Raw genomic sequence first — 20,050 nt, 5'->3', positions numbered from 1 at the left:
CCTGCCGCCGAGCCTCGGCCGCTCAGCCGTCGACCGCCAGCCGCCGCAGGGAGAATCTGGAAACCTCCAGGCCGAGGCCCGGCTTGCCGGACAGTGTCAGCTTTCCGGCGACCGGCCGCAACGGCTCCTCGAAGAGCGCGTCCCACCAGGTCATGTATTCGACCCAGGCGCCGGTGCGCTGGGCGGCGACCAGGTGCGCCTGGATCTCCGGGGCGACGTGCACCGAGATCGGCAGGTCGGCGATCTCCAGCACCGCCGCCGCGCGCAGCCAGGGGGTGATGCCGCCGATGTGGTGGACGTCGAGGATCGCGTGGTCGACCGAGCGGGCGAGCTCCTGGACGTCGGCGAGGCGCGAGACCCGCTCGCCGGCGGCGACCGTGACCAGGCCCTGCTCGCGGACCCGTCGCAGGCCCTCCCAGTGGCCGTCGCGCACCGGCTCCTCGAACCAGAAGAGGTCGGCCTCGCTGTCGGCCATCAGCCGGGCGAGCTTCAGCGCCTCGTCGCTGCGCAGGCCCCAGAGCACGTCGGTCATGATCCTGACGTCCGGCCCGACGACCCGGCGCAGCGCCACGGCGCGGGCCACGTCCTCCTCCGGCGGCCGGCCGCCGAGGCGCAGCTTCACGGCGTCGAAGCCGCGCTCGACCAGCTCGGCGCCGGCCGTCTCGATCTCGGCCAGGGTGAAGTGCCGCCAGAGGCTCCAGCTGGCGTAGCAGGGCACTGCGTCGCGGTAGCCGCCGAGCAGTCGCCACAGCGGCTCGCCGGCCTGCTTGCCGGCGATGTCCCAGAGGGCGATGTCCAGGGCGGCCAGCGCCAGGGTCGCGGCGCCCTCGTGCAGCAGGTCGACGGTCCAGTTCCACATCCGGTCGTAGAGCAGCGTGCGGCGCAGCGCGCACTGCCCCTCCAGCCGTTCGGCCAGGTCCTCGACGATGCGGCCGACCGCCGCCATCTGGCGCGGGCTCTCGCCGGTCACGTAGCCGAAGCCGCTCGGCCCGTCCTCGGTGTGGACCAGCACCACCAGGCTGACGAAGCGGGTGCGCGCGCCCAGGAAGGGATGGACGATCGGCGGGTCGAGCCGGGTCGCGACGAGGTGCGTCTCGACCCCGGAGATCTTGAGACTCATCGGATCGGGAGGCCCAGGGGACCGCGGCGGCTCACGCCGCGGCCGCGTTGGCCAGGGTGGTGCGGTGCATCAGGCGGCGCAGCGGCAGCTCGAAGTCGCCGGTCGCCTTGTGCAGGCAGGAGCGGTTGTCCCACATCACGACGTCGCCGACCTGCCAGCGGTGCCGGTAGACGAACTCGGGCCGCACGACGTGCCGCTCCAGGAAGGCGACCAGTTCGTCGGACGCGGCCTGGTCGAGCCCGACGACCCGGCTGATCACGCCCTCGCAGAGATAGAGGCACCGGCGGCCGCTGCGCGGATGGACGCGGACCAGGGGATGCTCGATGTCGCCCGAGCCGAGCTGCTGCAGCGCCGTCTGCGAGGCCCGTCCGCTCGGCTTGTCGATGTCCTTGTTGGTGCGTGCCCGGAAGGCCAGGTACCTGTCGGTGCTGAACACGGCTGTCAGGCCGTCCAGCCTGCGCTTCATCTCGTCGGAGAGCGCGTCGTAGGCCGCGGCCGTGCTGGCGAACCAGGTGTCGCCGAGCGGCTCGCCGTCCCGCACCGGCACCTCCAGGGCGTGCAGGATCGAGCCGCGCGGCGGGTTGCGGGTCAGCCACATGTCGGTGTGCCAGTAGCGCCCGGCGTCGGCCATGCCGATCGGCTCGCCCTTCTCGACGATGTTCGAGATGACGAAGACCTCGGGCCAGTCCCTGTGGTTGTAGCGCTCCAGCACGTAGCGATCGAGTGGCCCGAAGCGCCGGCTGAAGGCGATCTGCCGCTCCGGCGAGAGCGCCTGGCCGCGGAACACCACGACGCCGTAGCGGTCGTAGGCGGCCTCGATCTCGGCGAAGCTCGCCGGATCGATCTCGCCGGCGAGATCGATGCCGCGGATCTCGTGGCCGAGCGGCGCGTCGGCCTCGACGATCTCGATGGCCATGGGGCCCTCCGGTCGTTGTGCTGCCGGCAGTTTGTCGGCCGGGACAGGCGCGATGAAGGGCGCATTCTGCCGTAGGGTATGCGTCCGCCGTATAGCCGCGCGAAGGCAGCCATGCGCGGGGCGGCCCGCGAGGGCGCTTCCGCTCCGCCCGCCGCCGCGGCTAGGTTGTGCCGGACGGAGGCCGGCCGAGACGGGCCGGCGCGCAAGAAGAGCTGGAGGGAGACGGCAACGATGGCGACGACGGAGAAGGTGGCCCTGGTCACGGGCGCGGGCAGCGGCATCGGGCGGGCGGTGGCCCTGGCGCTGATGGAGGCGGGCTATGCCGTGGTGCTGGCCGGCCGCCGCGCCGACGCGCTGGAGGCGACCGTCGAGGCCGGCAAGGCCAAGGGCGGGCGCGCGCTGGCGGTCGCCGCCGACGTCGGCAGCCCGGACTCGGTCAAGGCCCTCTTCGCCCGGACGAAGGAGGCTTTCGGTCGCCTCGACGTGCTGTTCAACAACGCCGGCAAGGGCACCCCGGCGATCCCGCTCGAGGACCTGACCTACGAGCAGTGGCAGAGCACGGTCGACGCCAACCTGACCGGCGCCTTCCTCTGCACCCAGGAGGCCTTCCGGATCATGAAGGACCAGAGCCCGCGCGGCGGCCGGATCATCAACAACGGCTCGATCTCGGCCTATGCGCCGCGGCCGCTCTCCGCACCCTACACCGCGACCAAGCACGCGATCACCGGCCTGACCAAGTCGACCGCGCTCGACGGCCGGGTCTACGACATCGCCTGCGGCCAGATCGACATCGGCAACGCCGCGACCGACATGACCGCGCGCATGGTCGACGGCGTGCTGCAGGCCGACGGCTCGACCAAGGCCGAGCCGCGCATGGACGTGCAGCATGTCGCCAACGCCGTGGTCCACATGGCCAGCCTGCCGCTCGACGCCAACGTGCTGTTCATGACCGTGATGGCGACCAAGATGCCCTTCGTCGGCCGCGGCTGAGCCGGCCGGGCTTGCCGGCCGGGCCGGCCGCCCCACCCTTGCCTCCGTCACCCGGGAACGGAGGAAGGGCGAAGATGAAGATCAAGCGCAAGGGTTCGGCGGCCTGGCAGGGCGGCCTGAAGGACGGCCGCGGCAGCCTTTCGACGGAGAGCGGGGCGCTCAGCGAGTACCCCTACGGCTTCGCCGCCCGCTTCGAGGGCCAGAAGGGCAGCAATCCGGAGGAGCTGCTGGGCGCCGCCCATGCCGGCTGCTTCACCATGGCGCTGTCGCTGATCCTCGGCGAGGCCGGCCTCAAGGCCGAGCGCATGGACACCACGGCCGAGGTCACGCTGGAGCAGGTCCCCGACGGCTTCGCCATCACGGCCGTGCACCTGACCCTGAAGGCGAAGATCCCCGGCACCGACCAGAAGGCCTTCGAAGCGCTGGCCGGCAAGGCCAAGGCCGGCTGCCCGGTCTCCAAGCTGTTCAGGACCGAGATCACGCTCGACGCCACGCTGGTCGCGTAGAGCCGGGACGGCGGGGCCGCTCGTCCGGCACAGGGCGGCCCTGCGCTCTTCGGCCAACTGCACTGCAGCAAAATCCTGTAGGAGGCTCGTCACGCAGGAGATTTGGGCCTCGTGACCTCCGACAGCCGCTGCATCGCCGATCCCGACGTCGCCCCCCGTCGTTCCGCCCGCTCCGCGGGGCCGCGGCCTTGAGGGCACGGGCGGTCGCGCTCTGGCGGCATCTGGCGCTGCCGGCCGTCATCTTCCTGCTCTGGGCCTGCGCGGCCCTGCAGATCCTGACCGGCGCGCGGCTCTTCGCCGATGCCGCCGGCTTCTGCGTCGCGCTGATCGCGGTCGCGGCGCTGGCGACCAGCCGCGGCATGGGGCCGCGGGTGCTGGCGATCCTCGGCGGCGGCGGCCTGGCGCTCGCCTGGCTGGCCGACGACTGGCCGGCGGCGCTGGCCGGCCTCGACCGGGCGGCCGCCTTCGCCGCCTTCCTCGGCTGCCTCTACGCCCTGCGCGGCATCGTCCAGGCCTCGCCGGCGCTGCCCACCGTGCAGTCCGCCTTCGTCGCCTTCCGGCCGACCGCGCGGCGCGGCGCGCTGCAGCTGCTCGGCCTGCTCTTCTCGGTGCCGCTGGCGATCGGCGCGATCAGCATCATCGCGCCGCTGGTCGCCAAGGAGGAGGACCCGGCGATCCGCGAGGACATCGCGACCTGGGCGCTGCGCGGCGTCGGCCTGGCGGTGCTGTTCTCGCCCTTCACCGTCTGCATGGGCATCGTCGTCTCCTCGCTCGGCAGCGCGCTGCCGATGGCCTGGCTCCTGATCGTCGGCTTCGCGACGGCGCTGCTGCTGGCGGCGATCCCCCACGCGCTCGGCCAGTGCCGCCTGCCGCGCAGCCTGCCGCGCGCCTTCTGGGTCGCGCTCTGGCGGGTGCTCGCGCCGGTCGTCCTGCTGATCGTCGCCAACATGACCCTGGTCTTCGCCGGCGGGCTGACGCCGGTGCGCGCGGCGATCCTGCTGGTGCCGCTGGTCGGCCTCGCGGTGACGCTGCGCCGCGACCGGGCCGCCCAGCGCCAGACCGCCGAGACGATCCTCGCGGCCTGGCGCCGCTTCGACGCCGAGATCGCGATCTTCGTCGGCTCGCTGGTCTTCGCCGGGGTGGTCACGACGATCCCCGAGGTCCGCGAGCCGGTCGCCCGCCTGACCGAGCTGCTCGGTCCCGGCGCCCTGATCGGCGCGACGGTGCTCGGCATCGCGGTCATGGCCTCGGTCGGCGTCCACATGGTGGTCACGGCGACGATCCTGCTGACGGTCTTCGCGCCCTTCATGCCGGACACGCCGCATCTCGTGCTGCTCGGGCTGGCGGGCCTGATGGGCTGGGCCTTCGGCGCGATGGCGGCGGCCGGCTCGCTGTCCTTCGTCGCGGCGGTCAACATCCTCGGCGTGCGGGCACGCCGCCTCGCCTTCGGACCGAACCTGCGCTTCATGGCCGCAGCCATGCTGGCGCTCGGCCTGGTCGGCCTGTTGCTGCCCTAGCCTCTCGGGCGAACGCCGGGGCGCTGCGCCATCGCGCCGCTTGACAGGGCCGGGCCGTCGATGGCCTGCTGGCGGAACGACTGGTCTACTGGCCGGGCCAGCAGGACAGACCCTATTCGCGGCAGGGCGATGCAGCAGGTCTTCTCCGTTCTGGAACAGGTGCTCGAGCTGCGCGGCGGCGTGGAGCGGCGCAGCGTGCGCGAGCTCGTCGCCGACAAGGTCGCGACCCTGATCGCCTCCGGCATCCTGCAGGTCGGCGACGTGCTGCCGAGCGAGCGCGAGCTGGCCGCCGCCTTCCGGGTCAGCCGCGAGACGGTGCGCGGCGGCATGCAGATCCTGGCCGCCCACGGCATCATCGAGATCTCGCACGGCGCCCGGACCCGGGTGATCAGCGCCGCGGTCGGGCCGGTCGCGACCGGCCTGCGCGAGCCGAAGCTGATCAACAGCTACGACCTGGGCTCGATCCACGCCGCGCGCCTGCTGGTCGAGCGCCGGGTCGTCGCCGACGCGGCCCTGGCGATCGACGCGCCGACCCTGGAGCTGCTCGAGGAGTCGCTGGCCCAGCAGCGCCAGGCGAAGGACGACCCGGTGCGCTTCCTGATCTGCGACCGGGAGTTCCACCTGGCGATCTACCGTTCCTGCGGCAACCCGGTGCTCGGCGACTTCGTCGGCGATCTCTACGCCTACATGATGGAGCACCGGCGCAAGGCGGTCTCGCGGCCCGGCGCGATCCTGAAGAGCTACGGCGACCACCAGAAGATCCTGGCGGCCCTGCAGGCCCACGACCCCGAGGCCGTGGTCGCCGCCTTCGACCTGCATCTCGACCGCATCTACACGACCACCCTGTCGATTCTCGACGAGGAGGCGGATCTCTCCCCCGCCGGGTGACCGAACCGGGCAGGGGCGCCGGATGCCGCGGCGAAGGGCGGCAGCAACAGCGTGCAAGGTCGCGATCAAGCGGCCGCACCATGGGAGGATGACCATGAACAGACGGATCTTCACCTACACCCTGGCCGGCCTCGTGGTCGCAGCCGGCGTCGGTCTCGGCGGCAGCCTGCCGGCCCAGGCGGCGTCCAAGGAGCTGGTCTACCTGACGCCGGGCCTCGACCTGCCGTTCTGGCGCTATCTCTCGAAGGGCATCGAGTCGGTCGCCAAGAAGAACGGCTACAGCTACCAGGCGCTGGATTCCCACAACAGCGCCCAGACCCAGCTGCAGAACGCCCAGGACGCGGTCGCCCGCGGCGTCGCCGGCATCATCATCTCGCCGACCGACAGCTCGACCGCGCCCAGCGTGCTGTCGCTCGCCAAGAGCGCCGGCATTCCGGTGGTGATCGCCGACATCGGCACCAACAGCGGCGACTACGTCTCCTTCATCATCTCGGACAACTACGAGGGCGCCCACGGCGTCGGCGAGGCGCTGGCCGCGGCGCTGAAGGAGAAGGGCTGGGAGAAGGGCTCGGTCGGCCTGATCACGATCTCCCAGGCGCGCAAGAACGGCCAGGCCCGCACCAAGGGCTTCCGCGACGGCCTCAAGGCCGGCGGGGTCGAGACCAAGGAGGCTGGCCTGCAGCAGATGCAGTCCTACACGGCCGAGGAGACCTTCAAGTTCACCCAGGACATGCTGACCGCCAACCCGGACATGCGCGGCCTCTTCGTGCAGACCGACCAGCCGACGATCGGCGCGCTGCGCGCGATCAAGGCGGCCCGGCGGCAGGGCCAGATCCTGGTCGCCGCCTTCGACGGCATCCCGGACTTCGTCGACCTGCTGAAGAAGAACGAGATCGTCGCGAGCGGCATGCAGCAGCCCTACCTGATGGGCGAGCGCTCGGCCGAGGCCATGGTCGAGCACCTGAAGGGCGGCACGCCCAAGAAGGAGATCGTCGTGCCGATCCTGGTGGTCACCTCGAAGAACATCGAGAAGCTGCTGCCGACCGTGAAGGAGACGGTCTTCGCCAACGAGATGAAGTGACGCGCCGCCGGTGCCGCTTCGTCGCGTAAGCTGTTCCCCCGCGGCCGGCCGAGCCTTTCCGGCCGGCCGCGGGCGGGACTTCTTGGCAGGATCGCTGGGCAGGACCCGACGTCGATGAACTCCGCGGCTGTCGCCGGGTACGGCGAGGAAGCGATCCTCGTCGCCTCCGGCATCGAGAAGACCTTCGACCGGACCCGGGCGCTGGCCGGCGCCGACCTGGAGCTGCGCGCCGGCGAGGTGCACGGCCTGCTCGGCGCGAACGGCGCCGGCAAGTCGACCCTGTCCAAGGTGATCTCCGGCCACGTCCAGCGCGACGCCGGCCGGCTGGTCTACAAGGGCCGGCCGCTCGCGCTCCGCTCGACCCGCGAGGCGCTGGAGGCCGGCATCGCCATCGTGATGCAGGAGACCAGCCTGGCGCCGGACCTCTCGGTGCTGGAGAACATCTTCCTGCCCGAGCTCGGCCGGCCCGGCCTGCTGTCCTACGGCTCGATGCGCCGCCGCGCCGTCGGGCTGCTCGCGAACCTCGGCCACGAGCACGTGCTGCCGCTCGACCGCGAGGTCGCCCGCCTCTCGGCGGCGCAGCGCCAGCTGGTCGAGATCGCCAAGGCCCTGGCGCTCGACGCCGACCTGATCATCTTCGACGAGCCGACCGCCTCGCTCAGCCCCTCCGAGGTCGAGCGGCTGTTCGACATCATGGCGAAGCTGCGCGACGACGGCCGCGCGCTGATCTTCGTCTCGCACCGCCTGGAGGAGGTCTTCGCGATCACCGACCGGGTGACGATCATGCGCGAGGGCGCGACCGTCGCCGCCTCGCAGCCGACGGCGAGCCTGACCCAGGCCGAGGTGATCCGCCACATGGTCGGCCGCGACATCGGCGCGCTCTACGCGACCCCCGGCCTGCAGGAGGAGGACGAGCGGGCGCCCGCGGTCTTCTCGGTCGAGAACCTCGCGGCCCCGCCGGCCGTGCGCAACGTCTCCTTCTTCGTGCGGCGCGGCGAGATCCTCGGGCTCGGCGGGCTGGTCGGCGCCGGCCGCTCGGAGACCGCCGAGGCGATCTTCGGCCTGCGCCCGCGCAGCGCCGGCACGATCCGCCTCGAGGGCCGCGAGATCGCTCCGCGCAAGCCGGCCGACGCCGTGCGCGCCGGCATCGGCTTCGTCGCCGAGGACCGCCGGGTCCAGAACATCGTGCCGGACCTCTCGGTCAAGGAGAACCTGCTGCTCGCCCATCTCGGCGCGCACCGGGGCTTCGGCCTCGGCTACCGCAGGCGGCGGCAGAAGGTCGAGGAGCTGATGGCCGCGCTCGGCCTGCCCGCCGAGCGGCTGCTCGACGCCAACATGCTGAACTTCTCCGGCGGCATGCAGCAGAAGATCATCATCGCGCGCTGGCTGCTGCTCGAGCCGAAGGTGCTGATCCTCGACGAGCCGACCAAGGGCGTCGACATCGGCACCCGCCAGGCGATCTACGGGATCCTGCGCCGGATCGCCGACGAGGGCGTCGCGGTGGTCGTGATCTCCTCCGACTTCGAGGAGCTGCTCGGCGTCTGCGAGCGGGTCGTGGTGATGAGCGACGGCAACGCCATCGCCGACCTGCCGAGCGCCCTGCTCGACGAGGAGAAGCTGACCCTGCTGGCTGCGCCGCGCACCTCGATGACCCGCAACACCGAGGTGCTGACCGCGCTGTCCGGCGAGTGCGGCGGCGTCGGCTTCTGGGCCCTGCTCGACGAGGATCGGCTGCTCTGCCTCAACAGCGTCGTCGCCGACCCGGCGGCCGCGCCCGGCTTCGCCGCGGGTGAGGCCAAGCGCCTGGCCGACACGCGGATCCCGGCGGCGCTGGCGCGGCGCGGCGGCGACTTCGTGACCGAGCCCGACGGCAGCCGCGCGACCCTGCTGGTGCCGGTCACCAGTCGGCGCGGCCACGACCTGGGCTGGATCGGCCTGACCCTGCCGGGCGAGGCCGCCCGGCCCGCCGCCGAGCGGGTGAGAGAGAGGATCGAAGCGCTCAATGCAGAAGCAGGCTGACCCGATGACGGAGACCTCCCGCAGTCCCGCCCGCAGCCCCGGGAGATCCGCCGCGGCGGCCGGCGAGGGCCGCCTGCTGAAGCAGCTCGCGACCTCGCTCGAGCTGCGCATGCTCGGCCTCGCGCTGGTCATCGGCGCCGTGCTGTCGCTGCTCTCGCCCTACTTCCTGACCGAGAGCAACATCTTCAACATCCTCGACCAGTCCGTGGTCATCGGCATCCTCTCGATCGGCATGACCTTCGTGATCCTGACCGGCGGCATCGACCTGTCGGTCGGCTCGGTCGCGGGGCTGAGCGGCATCGTCCTGGGCCTCGCGCTCAAGGACTATCCGATCCCGGTCGCGATCCTGCTGGGCGTCCTGACCGGCGCCGGCGTCGGCCTGGTCTCCGGCATCCTGATCGGCTACTTCCGCCTCGCCGCCTTCGTCGTGACGCTCGGCATGATGGCGATCGGGCGCAGCCTCGCCTACATCTTCTCCGGCCAGACGGCGATCTCGGGCTTCCCCTCGGACCTCTCGTCGATCGTCTACACCGACGTCTTCGGCATCCCGACCAACGTGCTGTTCCTCGGCTTCGCCTACCTGCTGGCCTGGGGCTACCTGACCTACACCAAGGGCGGACGGACGATCTACGCGATCGGCTCGAACAAGGAGGCGGCGCGCGCCGCCGGCCTCGGCGTGCTGTTCTACTCGATCCTGCCCTACGTCGTGTCCGGCGCCCTGGCCGCGGTCGCGATCACCTTCTCGGTCGCGCAGATCCTCTCGGTCGACCCGCTGACCGGCAACGGCATGGAGCTCGACGCGATCGCCGCCGTGGTGATCGGCGGCGCCAGCCTCTACGGCGGCCGCGGCTCGATCGTCGGCACCCTGATCGGCGTGCTGATCATGGTCATGATCCGCAACGGCCTGAACCTGCTCGGCGTCTCGCCCTTCTGGCAGGGCTCGGCGATCGGCTCGATCATCATCATGGCGCTGCTCGTCGAGCGGCTGGTGCGTGCGCGCTCGGAGCGCTGAAACGACAAAGCGAGGGCGGACCGCCCCGCGACACGGCAGAAGGAGGAAGGCCCATGGCCCCAGAACCGTCCCGCGGTGAACCGTCCCGCGGTGAACCGTCCCGCGCCATCCGGCTCTACGGCACCGAGCAGCAGGTGGCGCCGCCGCTGCTGCTGCGCGCCGGCCGTCTGACAGCCGAGTTCGAGGCCGGCAACCTGCGCTACATCCGCCTGGACGGCCTCGAACTGCTGCGTGCCGTCTCCTTCATCGTGCGCGACCGCAACTGGGGCACCTACGATCCCGAGATCGCCAACCTGGAGATCGATCAGGTCGAGGGCCGCTTCCGGGTCAGCTACGATGCGGTGACGAAGGACGCCGGGCAGGCCTTCCGCTATCGCGCGGTGATCGAGGGGCGGGAGGACGGCCTCGCCTTCCGCGCCCAGGGCGAGGCGCTCAGCGACTTCGTCACCAACCGCACCGGCTTCGTCGTGCTGCATCCGGCCGGGCTCGCCGGCCTGGCGGTGGAGATGGAGAAGGTCGACGGCAGCCGGGTCGCCGGCCGCTTTCCCGAGCTGATCGATCCGGTCCAGCCGATGATGGACCTGCGCTGCCTGACCCACGAGGCGGCGCCGGGCCTGACGGTCGCCTGCCGCCTGGAGGGCGAGGCCTACGAGATGGAGGACCAGCGCAACTGGACCGACGCCTCCTACAAGACCTACGTGCGGCCGCTCGCCAAGCCCTGGCCCTACACCCTGGAGGCCGGCTCGAGGCTGGAGCAGTCGGTGACCCTGACGATTTCCGGCCGGGCGCCGGCGCGCGCCGCCGGCGGCGAGGCGCTCGCCGTGACGATCGGCGCGGCGCTCGGCCCGGCGCCGTCGCTCGGCCTCGGCCTCGACCCCGACGAGATCGGGCCGAGCGGGGCGGTCGCCGCCGCCCTCGCCGAGGCCGGCGCCGGTCACCTCGTCTGCCACTACGACCCGCGCCGCGGCCACGACCGGACGGCGCTGGAGCGCTCGGCGGCGCTGGCCGCCCGGCTCGGCGCGACGCCCTGGCTGGAGGCCGTGATCGCGACGGTCGAGGCGGCCGGGCAGGAGGTCGCGGCGCTCGGCGAGACGGTCGCCGCGCTCGGCTCGCCCTTCGAGGTCGTGCTGCTGTCGCCGGCGCCCGACCTCAAGTGCACCCTGCCGGGCAGCGTCTGGCCGCCGGCGCCCGACGCCGAGGCCCTGTTCAGGGCGGCGCGCCAAGCCTTCCCGAAGGCCCGCCTCGGCGGCGGCATGTTCAGCTACTTCACGGAGCTCAACCGCAAGCGGCCGCCGACCGCTCTCATCGACCTGGTGAGCTTCACGACCTCGGCCCTGGTCCATGCCGGCGACGACCGCTCGGCCATGGAGGGGCTGGAATCGCTGCCGGCGATCGCGGCGAGCGCCCGGGCCATCGCCGGGGGGCTGCCGGTCTCGGTCGGGCCGAGCGCCATCGGCATGCGCCAGAACCCCTACGGCGCGGCGCCGATGGACAATCCGGACAACCTCCGCCAGGCGATGAACTTCAACGACCCGCGCCAGCGCGGCCTGTTCAACGCCGCCTGGACGCTCGGCTACTACAGCCGCTTCGCGGCCGGCGGCGCCGAGGCGATCGCGGTCGGCGGCACGACCGGGCCCTTCGGCCTGGTGCACACGCCGCAGCCCTGGCCGACCCCCGGCTGGGAGCGGCAGGGCGCGCTCTACCCGGCCTTCCACGTCGTGCGCGGACTGGCGCGGCTGGCCGGCCGGCCGCTCAGCACCCTCGACAGCCCGGCGCCGAGCCGGCTGCAGGGCGTCGCCGTCGAGACGGCCGAGGGCCGCGAGCTCTGGCTTGCGAACCTGACCGCCGAGCCGCTACGAGTGAGCCTGCCGGCGGCGGCGAGGGGCGTCGCGCTGCTCGATGCCGAGCGCTTCGTCGAGGCGGCCGGCGACAGCGGCCTCGCCGACCGGCTGTCGGCGCCCGCCGATCCCGGCGCCCTGACGCTCGATGCCTACGCGGTCGCCCGCGTCCGTCTCGCCTGACCCTCTGGTAAGAAGGACCACAGGTTCGATGCATGTCCTGATCATCGGTGCCGCCGGCATGATCGGCCGCAAGCTGAGCGGCCGCCTGCTCGCCGACGGCAAGGTCGCCGGCCGCGGGATTTCCCGCCTCTCCCTGGTCGACGTCGTGGCGCCCGAGGCGCCGGCCGCGGCCCCCTGCGCGGTCGACACCGCGACCGCCGACCTCAGCGAGCCCGGCACCGCCGAGCGGCTGGTCGCCGAGCGGCCGGCGCTGATCTTCCATCTCGCCGGCGTCGTCTCGGGCGAGGCCGAGCAGAACTTCGAGAAGGGCTACCGGGTCAACCTGGACGGCTCGCGCCTGCTGTTCGAGGCGATCCGCCTGGCCGGCCAGGCGCAGCCCTACAAGCCGCGCGTCGTCTTCACCTCCTCGATCGCGGTCTTCGGCGCGCCCTTCCCGGAGGCGATCGGCGACGAGTTCCTGCAGACGCCGCTGACCAGCTACGGCACCCAGAAGGCGATCACCGAGCTGCTGCTCTCCGACTACAGCCGGCGCGGCTTCCTCGACGGCATCGGCATCCGCCTGCCGACCATCTGCATCCGGCCGGGCCGGCCGAACCTCGCCGCCTCGGGCTTCTTCTCGAACATCCTGCGCGAGCCGCTGGCCGGGCAGGAGGCGGTGCTGCCGGTCGACGAGTCGGTGCGCCACTGGTTCGCCAGCCCGCGCGCCGCGGTCGGCTTCCTGCTGCACGCCGCCGGTCTCGACCTGGCCGAGGTCGGGCCGCGCCGCAACCTCAACATGCCCGGCCTGACCGCGACGGTCGGCGAGGAGATCGAGGCGCTGCGCCGGGTCGCCGGCGACAGGGTGGCGGCGCTGATCCGCCGCGAGCCCGACCCCGCCATCGTGCGCATCGTCGACGGCTGGCCGCGCAACTTCGACACGAAGCGCGCGCTGGCCCTCGGCTTCCGCGCCGAGACAGCCTTCGACGAGATCATCCGCGCCCACGTCGAGGACGAGCTCGGCGGCAGGATCGGAGGCTGACGAGATGCCGCGCTTCTCCGCGAACCTCGGCTTCCTCTGGCCCGGCCGGCCGCTGCTCGAGCGGGTCGAGGCGGCCGCCCGCGCCGGCTTCCGGGCGATCGAGCTGCACTGGCCCTACGAGACGCCGGCCGCCGAGATGAAGGCGGCCTGCGCCCGGCTGGGCCTGACCCTGCTCGGCATCAACACCGTGGTCGGCGATGCCGCGAAGGGGGAGTCGGGCCTGGGCGCGCTGCCGGGCCGGGAAGCCGACTTCCAGGCTTCGGTCGACCAGTCGGTCGCCTGGTGCCGCGGCTCCGGCGCGGTCGCCATCCACTGCATGGCGGGAGTCGTGCCGCCCGAGCAGAAGGCGGCGGCGCGGGAGACCCTGCTGCGCAACCTGGAGGCGGCGGCGGCCAAGGCCGAAGGGCTGACCCTGCTGCTCGAGCCGCTCAACCCGCGCGACAAGCCCGGCTACTTCTACTCGACCGTCGGCGAGGCGGCGGCGATCATCGCCGAGCTAGGCCGGCCCAACGTGAAGCTGATGTTCGACGCCTACCACGTCGGCGTCACCGAGGGCGACATCCTGACCAGGCTGGAGCGGCACCTGCCGATCATCGGCCACGTCCAGATCGCCGCGGTGCCGTCGCGCCACGAGCCCGACGAGGGCGAGATCGCCTATCGGGCGGTCTTCGAGCGGCTCGATTCGCTGGGCTACGCCGGCTGGGTCGGCGCCGAGTACCTGCCGCGCGGCGACACCGACGCCGGCCTGGTGTGGACGCGGCACCTGGGGGTGACGCTCTAACCCTCCGCGTCCTCGAAGGCGGCCAGGATCTCCTGCTGGCCGGTCCGGGTCAGGTGGTGCAGGAAGTCCGAGACGCCGAGGCCGAGCGCGTTGACGTGGCTGCGCATCTGCTCGGCGGCGCCGCGGCTGTCGCCGCTGCGGATCCGCTCCAGGATCGCGTCGTGCTCGACCAGCGAGCTGCTCATGCGGCCCGGCTGCGAGGTGATGTAGCGGCGGTAGGGCGCCAGCAGCTTGGCGCTGTGCAGCTGCTCCTTGAGCATCCAGTTGCCGCAGACCTCGACGATGCCCTGGTGGAAGCGCAGGTTGGCGGCATAGAAGCGCTCGACGTCGCCCTCGGCGCAGGCCGCCTCGCAGGCCGCCTCGTGGGCCTCCAGCTCGGCGATCTGGGCCGGCGCGATGCGCCGCGCCGCCTGCTCGGCGGCCAGCGCCTCGAGCTCGGCGACGACCTTGAAGGCGTCGAGCAGCTGGATCAGCGTCAGGCGCGCGACGTGCGCGCCCTGGCGGCCGTTCATCACCACCAGGCCGCTCGCCGCGAGCCGCTGCAAGGCCTCGCGGACCGGCGTGCGCGAGGCGTCGAAGTGGCTGGCCAGCTCGCGCTCGTCGAGCCGCTCGCCCAGGCTGCGCTCGCCCGACAGGATCTCGTCCTCGAGCCGCTGGGCGATCTGCGCCGAGAGCGACTTCTCGCCGGAGGGCCTGGCCTTGATCGCGTTCTTCGTCATCCGTCCGTCTGCCGCAGCGGTTCCGTCCGCCCTGTCCCGTTGCGGGCGGCGCGCAGCCGGCGCCAGCCCATCGCCGCTACGGGATATAGCAGTGCGACCAGGGATAACAGTAGCATGACGAGTGCGATCGGCCGGTCGATGAAGACCGTCCAGTCGCCGCGGCTGACGATCAGCGCGCGCCGCACGTTCTCCTCCAGGATCGGCCCGAGGATCAGGCCGAAGGCCATCGGCGCGGCCGGCAGGCGCAGCAGCCCCAGGACGTAGCCGACCAGGCCGAAGAACAGCATGATGTAGACGTCGTTGATCGAGTTGCGGATCGCGAAGGAGCCGGCGACCGACAGGGCGGCGATGCCGATCATCAGGATGTGCATCGGCGTGCGCATGACCTGCACGATCGCGCGGATCAGCACCAGGTTGCAGGCCAGGGTCGCGGCGACCGCGAAGAACAGGCCGCCGTAGATCACGCCGACGAAGCCGGGGTTCTCGGCGAACAGCAGCGGCCCGGGCCGGAGGCCGTGCAGCAGCAGCGCGCCCATCAGCACGGCGGTCATGGTGTCGCCGGGCACGCCGAGCGTCATCATCGGCACCAGGGCGCCGCCGACGCAGGCGTTGTTGGCGGCCTCGGGCGCGGCGATGCCCTCGGGCGCGCCCCTGCCGAAGCGTTCCGGCGTCTTCGACAGGCGCATCTCCTGGGCGTAGGCGACGGCGACCGCGATCGCCGAGCCGGCCGCCGGGATCGCGCCGATGAAGGTGCCGATCAGCGAGCCGCGCAGCATCGGCCTGGTCAGCCGGACCAGCGAGCGCCAGGGCGGCAGGATGCTGCCGATCGCCGGCACGCCCTCGGCGCCGGCCTGGCGGCTGCCGAGGTTGCGCATGACCTCGGCCAGGCCGAACAGCCCGACGGTCAGCGGCACGATGTCGATGCCCGACTGCAGGAAGGCGAAGCCGAAGTCGAAGCGCGGCACGTCGGTCAGGGCGTCGAAGCCGACCATGCCGCAGAGCAGGCCGAGCGCGCCGACCAGGATGCCGCGGAAGGTCGAGCCGGGCGAGGAGTAGGCCAGCATGGTCAGGCCGAAGACCGTCGCCATGGCGAACTCGGGGCTGCGGAAGCTCATCGCCGCGTCGGCGATGATCGGCGCGACCACGACCAGGATCGCGAGGCCGATCATGCCGCCGATCGTCGAGGCGAAGAGCGCGTAGCTGAGCGCGTGGCCGGCCTTGCCGGCGCGCGCCAGCGGGTAGCCGTCGAACTGGGTGACGATGGCGCCGGGCGTGCCCGGGATGTTGACCAGGATCGCCGAGATCGAGCCGCCGAACACGCTGGCCGAGAAGACCGCGATCAGGAAGACCATCGCGTGCTCGGGCGACATCGGATAGCTGACCGGCAGCAGGATCGCCAGGGCCATGGTCGAGCTGACGCCGGGCAGGGCGCCGAGGATCGTGCCGAGCATCACGCCGCCGAGCGACAGCGCGAGCAGCGTCGGCTGGGTCAGGATGTCGGCGAGCGCCTGCAGGAAGGGGTCGAGCATGTCGGGTGCCGCCTCCCGGGGCGGTCAGGGCAGCGGCGCGTGGATCACGACCACGAAGCCGAGATAGAGGATGCCGACGATCAGCGCCGTCGAGACCAGGGCGACGGCCAGGGCGAGGCCGCGCTCGCCGCGTCCCGCGAGGCCGCGCCAGCCGGTCAGGGCGAGGATCCAGCCGAGCACGAAGAATGCCGTCGCCGCGAGGTAGCCGATCGCCTCCATGATCGTCGGATAGACCGCGAGGGTGGCGAGCAGGCCGAGCGGCACGAGGTGGCGCCGCAGGCCGCCTTCCTCGGCGGCGGGCGAGCCGCCCCCCGTCCCGGGCCCGGCCTTGCCGCGCAGCAGGCGGACCAGGCCGCTCGCCAGGATCGCGACGGCGCCCAGCGTCACCGCGCCGAGCACCAGCAGCGGCATCAGCGCGGGGCCGGGGTCGAGGCCGGCGTAGAGGTCGCTGAAGATCTGCTCGTTGGTGGCAACCGACAGCCAGCCGGTCGCCGCCCAGGCCAGGAAGAACAGGCCGACCAGCAGGTCGCGCAGCGGCGTCGAGGGCTGGGCGGCCGCCGCAGCGGGCGCCGCTCCGCCATCGGACGGGGCGCTCTGCGGGCCGGGGATCGAGGGACTGGCCATGGCGGAATCCGGAACGGCAAGAAGATGGCGGGACGGGCGCCGCAGCAGCGGCACCCGCCCCGAGGGCCTACTGCTTCTTGTTGGTCTTCACCAGGCCGGCCTCGAGCAGGACCGGATAGATCGCCTCGTCGGTCTCGACGATGCGGGCCGCCGTCTCCTTGGCGTGCATCGGCGTCACGACGAAGCCGGCCTTCCGGCCGGCCTCGACGAAGGCCGGGTCGGACATGGTCTTGTAGAACAGCTCCTCCAGGGCCTTCACGCGGTCGGCGGGCACGCCCTTGGGCAGGAACAGCGCGCGCCAGTCGCCGGCGACGAAGTCGAAGCCCTGCTCCTTGAAGGTCGGCACGTCGGGCACCAGGAAGTGTCGCTCGTCCGAGGCGACGCCCAGGATGTTGACCGTGCCGGCCTTGTATTGGTCGACGAACTGGTGCACCGGCAGGGTCGCCGACTGGACCTCGCCGGCCAGCAGGCCGGCCACGGTCGGCGCGTAGCCCTGGTAGGGCACCTTGGTCATCTTGACGCCGAACTTGCTCTCGATCAGCGCGGCGACGATGTAGGACGAGCCGCCCGGCGCGTCGTTGCCGTTGGTGATCGAGCCCGGCTTGGCCTTCAGCCGGTCGATGTAGTCCTTGACCGTCTTGATGCCGGTGTCGGCGCGGACCTCGAGGGCGCCCGGATCGGGGCCGAAGAAGACCAGCGGCTCGACCTGGTCGAGCCTGGTCGCGTTCGGGTTGATGTACTGCCGGGCGACGAAGCTGGAACCCATGATGCCGATCGTGTAGCCGTCCGGCGCGGCCTCGGCGACGTGGCGGATGCCGGCGGCGCCGCCGGCGCCGGTGACGTTGGATACCACGACGGGCACGCTGGTATTCTTGGCGACGTAGTCGGCGATCAGGCGCGCAGCCGTGTCCTGGCCGCCGCCGGCCGGCCAGTTGACCACGATGGTGATCGCCTGGTCGGGAAAGCCTGCGGCCGCGGCGCCGGTCGCGCCGGCCATGGTGCCTGCCAGGGCCAGGACCGCGGCAGCGGCGCCGAGCCTGACGAACTTAGGAATCGAGATGCTCCGGTTCATGAGCGGAAGGCCTCCTGTCTGGTTCCGGCATGACGCTTGTCCCGCGCCGCGGATCGTCCCCGCGCCCCCTCGGGATACGCCGGTCGCGTCACCCCTTGTGGTCTCGATGGTGCGCGAGAGATCTGACGCTTGACAAGATCAAAATACCAAAAGACTGTTCTAGGTATGCAAAAACACCAGAAGACGGAGTTTTTGCACACCAAAGTGGCGGCCTGCCCAGAATCGGGGCAGCGGTTTGATCGACGGATGACCAGGGGTGGGGATCGGCATGAGTCACGGCGAGGCGGCGATGCTGCCCTTCGAGCAGCGCAACCGGCATTTCGACCGGCTGGTCGCGACCGAGGGGCTGATGTGGCTCGGCCAGAACACCAACCACTTCACGCCGCCCGCGGCCGTGACCGAGGCGATGCACGCGACCATCGACGAGGAGCGCTACCACGTCTATGCGCCGCCGGTCGGGCTGGAGGAGCTGCGTGCCCTGATCGTCGAGGACCTGGGTCTGCCCGGCCTCTCGGCGATGGTCACCGACGGCGCCGTGGTCTCGCTCTACCAGAGCTGCCACGCCCTGCTGCGGCCCGGCGATTCGATGGTCACGACCGATCCGAGCTGGGCCTGGCCGATGAAGTTCGCCCGCTCGATCGGCGCCGCGGTCCGGCAGATCCCGATCTACGGCCCCGAGCACGGCTACCGCCTCGACCCGGAGCGGCTGGAGGCCGAGATCGACGAGACGACGCGGCTGATCTACTTCGTCGATCCGAACAACCCGCTCTCGACAGTGGCGACGGCACGGGAGATCGAGCGCATCGTCGAGATCGCCGAGCGCCACGACTGCGTGCTGATCCAGGACTGCACCTACCGCGACTTCGCCTACGAGCATCACCTGGCGGCACGCCTCGCGCCCGAGCGGGTGATCACCATCACCAGCTTCTCGAAGTGGCTGGGGCTCGCCGGCCTGCGCGTCGGCGCCCTGGTCGCGACGCCGCAGCGCGTCCAGCAGCTGGCCGACGCGCCGCCCAACGTGCTCGGCTCCAGCATCCTGGCGCAGCGCGCCGCGATCGCTGGCCTGAAGCACAAGGCCGCGTGGTTCCCCGAGGTGCTGCGCCGCCAGCGCGGCAACCAGGCGCGGATCCGCGCCGCGGTCGAGGCGGTGCCGGGCCTGGTCATGCCGGTCGCCCAGGCCAACGGGAACTTCGTGATCATCGAGACCGGCGAAGCCGGGGTCCGGCCGGAGGCGCTGGTCCAGGCCATGGGGCAGAGGAAGATCATGATCCGCCAGGGCAGCTACCACACCCCGACCTTCGGCGATCGCTTCGTCAAGGTCAGCACCACGGTGCCCGAGGCCTGGGCCGACGCCTTCTGCGAGAGCCTCGCCGAGGCCGTCGAGCAGGCCCGCGGGCTCAACAGCGACAGCGCTCTGTTCTGAGCGCCTTCTTCGACAGGGAGACGAGCATGGATCTTGGTCTGGCCGGGCGCAGCGCGCTGATCACCGGCGCATCGCAGGGCATCGGCGAGGGGCTCGCCGAGACCTTCGCCGAGGAGGGCGTCAACCTGCACCTGACCGCACGCCGCGCCGAGCCGATGGAGGCGCTGGCCGCCCGCCTGCGCGAGCGGCACGGCGTCACCGTCTCGGTGCACCCGATGGACCTGACCGAAGAGGGCGCGATCGAGGGCCTCGTCGAGGCGGTCGGCGACGTCGACATCCTGGTCAACAACGCCGGCGTCATTCCGGGCGGCGACCTGCAGACCATCGACCAGCAGGCCTGGCGCGACGGCTGGGAGCTCAAGGTCTTCGGCTACATCGCGCTCTGCCGCCTCTACTACGCGCGCATGAAGGCGGCCGGGGGCGGTGTCATCGTCAACAACATCGGCAACGCCGGCGAGCGCTACGATGCCCAGTACATCGCCGGCACCACCGGCAACGCCTCGCTGATGGCCTTCACCCGAGCACTCGGCGGCCCCAGCCTGGACGACAACATCCGCGTCGTCGGGATCAATCCCGGGCCGGTCGACACCGACCGCATCTACAAGCTGCTGAAGCGCCGCGCGCTCGACTGGTTCGGCGACGAATCGCGCTACGAGGAGCTGCTCGACCGCTATCCCCTGAAGCGGCCGGCTCATGTCCGGGAGATCACCGATACCATCGCCTTCCTGGCGTCCGACCGGGCCGGCTACATCACCGGCACGATCGTGACGGTCGACGGCGGCATCGCCTCGCGCAGCTCGATCATCTGACGGAA

At 71.9% G+C, this 20,050-nt stretch carries 18 protein-coding genes; 12 read left to right on the top strand and 6 right to left on the bottom strand.

Annotated features, from left to right (window positions below; genetic code table 11):
* Positions 1–22: 22 nt before the first annotated feature.
* Together B9O00_RS01505 and B9O00_RS01500 are read right to left on the bottom strand one after the other, a co-directional pair.
* Complete coding sequence (locus B9O00_RS01505; protein ID WP_085120654.1) at positions 23–1,120, bottom strand: mandelate racemase/muconate lactonizing enzyme family protein; 1,098 nt, start codon at positions 1,118–1,120, stop codon at positions 23–25.
* 31 nt (positions 1,121–1,151) lie between these two features.
* Positions 1,152–2,036, bottom strand: a complete 885-nt coding sequence (locus B9O00_RS01500; RefSeq protein ID WP_085120653.1) for a TauD/TfdA dioxygenase family protein — start codon at positions 2,034–2,036, stop codon at positions 1,152–1,154.
* Between the two features lie 231 nt (positions 2,037–2,267).
* Between B9O00_RS01500 and B9O00_RS01495 the strand changes: the two genes are divergently transcribed.
* The 10 genes from B9O00_RS01495 to B9O00_RS01450 all read left to right on the top strand — a co-directional run bounded on the left by B9O00_RS01495 (position 2,268) and on the right by B9O00_RS01450 (position 13,869).
* Complete coding sequence (locus tag B9O00_RS01495; RefSeq protein WP_085120652.1) at positions 2,268–3,026, top strand: SDR family oxidoreductase; 759 nt, start codon at positions 2,268–2,270, stop codon at positions 3,024–3,026.
* A gap of 74 nt (positions 3,027–3,100) precedes the next feature.
* Complete coding sequence (locus tag B9O00_RS01490) at positions 3,101–3,532, top strand: OsmC family protein (protein ID WP_179243904.1); 432 nt, start codon at positions 3,101–3,103, stop codon at positions 3,530–3,532.
* 188 nt (positions 3,533–3,720) lie between these two features.
* Positions 3,721–5,049, top strand: a complete 1,329-nt coding sequence (locus B9O00_RS01485; RefSeq protein WP_085120651.1) for a hypothetical protein — start codon at positions 3,721–3,723, stop codon at positions 5,047–5,049.
* A gap of 129 nt (positions 5,050–5,178) precedes the next feature.
* Positions 5,179–5,937 carry a FadR/GntR family transcriptional regulator gene (locus B9O00_RS01480; protein WP_085120650.1) on the top strand — a complete coding sequence of 253 codons (759 nt, stop codon included), beginning with the start codon at positions 5,179–5,181 and terminating at the stop codon, positions 5,935–5,937.
* A 94-nt stretch (positions 5,938–6,031) separates the two neighbouring features.
* Positions 6,032–7,018 carry a substrate-binding domain-containing protein gene (locus tag B9O00_RS01475; RefSeq protein WP_085120649.1) on the top strand — a complete coding sequence of 329 codons (987 nt, stop codon included), beginning with the start codon at positions 6,032–6,034 and terminating at the stop codon, positions 7,016–7,018.
* 114 nt (positions 7,019–7,132) lie between these two features.
* The gene (locus B9O00_RS01470; protein WP_085120648.1) at positions 7,133–9,037 is read left to right on the top strand and encodes a sugar ABC transporter ATP-binding protein; all 1,905 of its coding nucleotides are present in this window, start codon (positions 7,133–7,135) and stop codon (positions 9,035–9,037) included.
* A gap of 4 nt (positions 9,038–9,041) precedes the next feature.
* Positions 9,042–10,049 (top strand): ABC transporter permease, encoded by a 1,008-nt coding sequence (locus tag B9O00_RS01465; protein WP_085121058.1) that lies wholly within the window; start codon positions 9,042–9,044, stop codon positions 10,047–10,049.
* A gap of 53 nt (positions 10,050–10,102) precedes the next feature.
* On the top strand, positions 10,103–12,070 hold the full coding sequence (locus B9O00_RS01460; protein ID WP_143596118.1) for a D-apionate lactonase family protein: 1,968 nt from the start codon (positions 10,103–10,105) through the stop codon (positions 12,068–12,070).
* A 28-nt stretch (positions 12,071–12,098) separates the two neighbouring features.
* Positions 12,099–13,088, top strand: a complete 990-nt coding sequence (gene denD / locus B9O00_RS01455) for a D-erythronate dehydrogenase (RefSeq protein WP_085120646.1) — start codon at positions 12,099–12,101, stop codon at positions 13,086–13,088.
* Positions 13,089–13,092: 4 nt separating this feature from the next.
* Positions 13,093–13,869, top strand: a complete 777-nt coding sequence (locus B9O00_RS01450) for a hydroxypyruvate isomerase family protein (protein ID WP_085120645.1) — start codon at positions 13,093–13,095, stop codon at positions 13,867–13,869.
* Here B9O00_RS01450 and B9O00_RS01445 read toward each other — a convergent pair.
* The 4 genes from B9O00_RS01445 to B9O00_RS01430 form a co-directional block, all read right to left on the bottom strand.
* The gene (locus B9O00_RS01445) at positions 13,866–14,588 is read right to left on the bottom strand and encodes a GntR family transcriptional regulator (protein WP_085120644.1); all 723 of its coding nucleotides are present in this window, start codon (positions 14,586–14,588) and stop codon (positions 13,866–13,868) included. The two genes, B9O00_RS01450 and B9O00_RS01445, sit on opposite strands and share 4 nt — an antisense overlap.
* Positions 14,585–16,117, bottom strand: coding sequence for a tripartite tricarboxylate transporter permease (locus B9O00_RS01440; protein WP_085120643.1), 1,533 nt, complete (start codon positions 16,115–16,117; stop codon positions 14,585–14,587). Before B9O00_RS01440 ends, B9O00_RS01445 begins: the two co-directional genes overlap by 4 nt.
* A 24-nt stretch (positions 16,118–16,141) precedes the next feature.
* Complete coding sequence (locus B9O00_RS01435) at positions 16,142–16,741, bottom strand: tripartite tricarboxylate transporter TctB family protein (RefSeq protein WP_085120642.1); 600 nt, start codon at positions 16,739–16,741, stop codon at positions 16,142–16,144.
* 67 nt (positions 16,742–16,808) lie between these two features.
* The gene (locus tag B9O00_RS01430) at positions 16,809–17,813 is read right to left on the bottom strand and encodes a Bug family tripartite tricarboxylate transporter substrate binding protein (protein ID WP_085120641.1); all 1,005 of its coding nucleotides are present in this window, start codon (positions 17,811–17,813) and stop codon (positions 16,809–16,811) included.
* 268 nt (positions 17,814–18,081) lie between these two features.
* Here B9O00_RS01430 and B9O00_RS01425 point away from each other — a divergent pair, with 268 nt between their 5' ends.
* Together B9O00_RS01425 and B9O00_RS01420 are read left to right on the top strand one after the other, a co-directional pair.
* Positions 18,082–19,236, top strand: a complete 1,155-nt coding sequence (locus B9O00_RS01425; protein WP_218822761.1) for a pyridoxal phosphate-dependent aminotransferase — start codon at positions 18,082–18,084, stop codon at positions 19,234–19,236.
* Positions 19,237–19,262: 26 nt separating this feature from the next.
* On the top strand, positions 19,263–20,045 hold the full coding sequence (locus B9O00_RS01420) for an SDR family oxidoreductase (protein ID WP_085120640.1): 783 nt from the start codon (positions 19,263–19,265) through the stop codon (positions 20,043–20,045).
* Positions 20,046–20,050 lie beyond the last annotated feature (5 nt).

This window comes from Tistlia consotensis USBA 355, assembly GCF_900177295.1.
GTDB lineage: Bacteria > Pseudomonadota > Alphaproteobacteria > Kiloniellales > DSM-21159 > Tistlia > Tistlia consotensis.
Note: the sequence above shows the minus strand (reverse complement) of the source record. Positions and strands in the feature narration are given on the sequence as shown.

Bases quoted from the DNA above. Each gene is read 5' to 3' on its own strand.
- B9O00_RS01435 (WP_085120642.1), bottom strand. From the start codon at position 16,741: ATGGCCAGTCCCTCGATCCCCGGCCCGCAGAGCGCCCCGTCCGATGGC.
- B9O00_RS01505 (WP_085120654.1), bottom strand. From the start codon at position 1,120: ATGAGTCTCAAGATCTCCGGGGTCGAGACGCACCTCGTCGCGACCCGG.
- B9O00_RS01425 (WP_218822761.1), top strand. From the start codon at position 18,082: ATGAGTCACGGCGAGGCGGCGATGCTGCCCTTCGAGCAGCGCAACCGG.
- B9O00_RS01465 (WP_085121058.1), top strand. From the start codon at position 9,042: ATGACGGAGACCTCCCGCAGTCCCGCCCGCAGCCCCGGGAGATCCGCC.
- B9O00_RS01445 (WP_085120644.1), bottom strand. From the start codon at position 14,588: ATGACGAAGAACGCGATCAAGGCCAGGCCCTCCGGCGAGAAGTCGCTC.
- B9O00_RS01480 (WP_085120650.1), top strand. From the start codon at position 5,179: ATGCAGCAGGTCTTCTCCGTTCTGGAACAGGTGCTCGAGCTGCGCGGC.
- B9O00_RS01490 (WP_179243904.1), top strand. From the start codon at position 3,101: ATGAAGATCAAGCGCAAGGGTTCGGCGGCCTGGCAGGGCGGCCTGAAG.
- B9O00_RS01470 (WP_085120648.1), top strand. From the start codon at position 7,133: ATGAACTCCGCGGCTGTCGCCGGGTACGGCGAGGAAGCGATCCTCGTC.
- B9O00_RS01450 (WP_085120645.1), top strand. From the start codon at position 13,093: ATGCCGCGCTTCTCCGCGAACCTCGGCTTCCTCTGGCCCGGCCGGCCG.
- B9O00_RS01475 (WP_085120649.1), top strand. From the start codon at position 6,032: ATGAACAGACGGATCTTCACCTACACCCTGGCCGGCCTCGTGGTCGCA.
- B9O00_RS01430 (WP_085120641.1), bottom strand. From the start codon at position 17,813: ATGAACCGGAGCATCTCGATTCCTAAGTTCGTCAGGCTCGGCGCCGCT.
- B9O00_RS01440 (WP_085120643.1), bottom strand. From the start codon at position 16,117: ATGCTCGACCCCTTCCTGCAGGCGCTCGCCGACATCCTGACCCAGCCG.
- B9O00_RS01495 (WP_085120652.1), top strand. From the start codon at position 2,268: ATGGCGACGACGGAGAAGGTGGCCCTGGTCACGGGCGCGGGCAGCGGC.
- B9O00_RS01420 (WP_085120640.1), top strand. From the start codon at position 19,263: ATGGATCTTGGTCTGGCCGGGCGCAGCGCGCTGATCACCGGCGCATCG.
- denD (WP_085120646.1), top strand. From the start codon at position 12,099: ATGCATGTCCTGATCATCGGTGCCGCCGGCATGATCGGCCGCAAGCTG.
- B9O00_RS01500 (WP_085120653.1), bottom strand. From the start codon at position 2,036: ATGGCCATCGAGATCGTCGAGGCCGACGCGCCGCTCGGCCACGAGATC.
- B9O00_RS01460 (WP_143596118.1), top strand. From the start codon at position 10,103: ATGGCCCCAGAACCGTCCCGCGGTGAACCGTCCCGCGGTGAACCGTCC.